Origin of the sequence: Streptomyces sp. DH12, assembly GCF_020873895.1 — a bacterium.
Classification (GTDB): domain Bacteria; phylum Actinomycetota; class Actinomycetes; order Streptomycetales; family Streptomycetaceae; genus Streptomyces.
In genome coordinates, this window is record NZ_JAHWGT010001433.1 from 1 (window position 1) to 411 (window position 411).

1 protein-coding gene is annotated in these 411 nt (G+C 73.7%); it reads left to right on the forward strand.

The features are described 5' to 3' along the window. Positions 1–158: 158 nt before the first annotated feature. Positions 159–411: biotin carboxylase N-terminal domain-containing protein (locus tag LPA54_RS40440; protein ID WP_306806645.1), on the forward strand; the 253-nt coding region annotated here is incomplete at its 3' end.

The following is a 411-nucleotide window of genomic DNA, read 5'->3' on the forward strand; positions in this document are numbered from 1 at the left end:
TACGCGACGGCCCGCCTCTGGGACGACGGCGTGATCGACCCGATGGAGACCCGGCAGGTGCTGGGGCTGGCCCTGACCGCGTGCGCCAACGCGCCCCTGGGTGACCCCCAGTTCGGCGTCTTCCGGATGTGAGGGGACCCCTGACGATGACTGATCAGATGTTCGACACGGTGCTGGTGGCGAACCGGGGCGAGATCGCCGTCCGTGTCGTGCGCACGCTGCGGTCGCTGGGCGTGCGCTCGGTGGCGGTGTACTCCGACGCGGACGCCGGCGCCCGGCACGTCCGCGAGGCCGACACGGCGGTGCGGATCGGTCCGGCGCCGGCCGCGGAGAGTTACCTGTCGGCGGAACGGCTGCTGGAGGCGGCCGCCCGCACCGGCGCTCAGGCGGTGCACCCGGGGTACGGCTTCC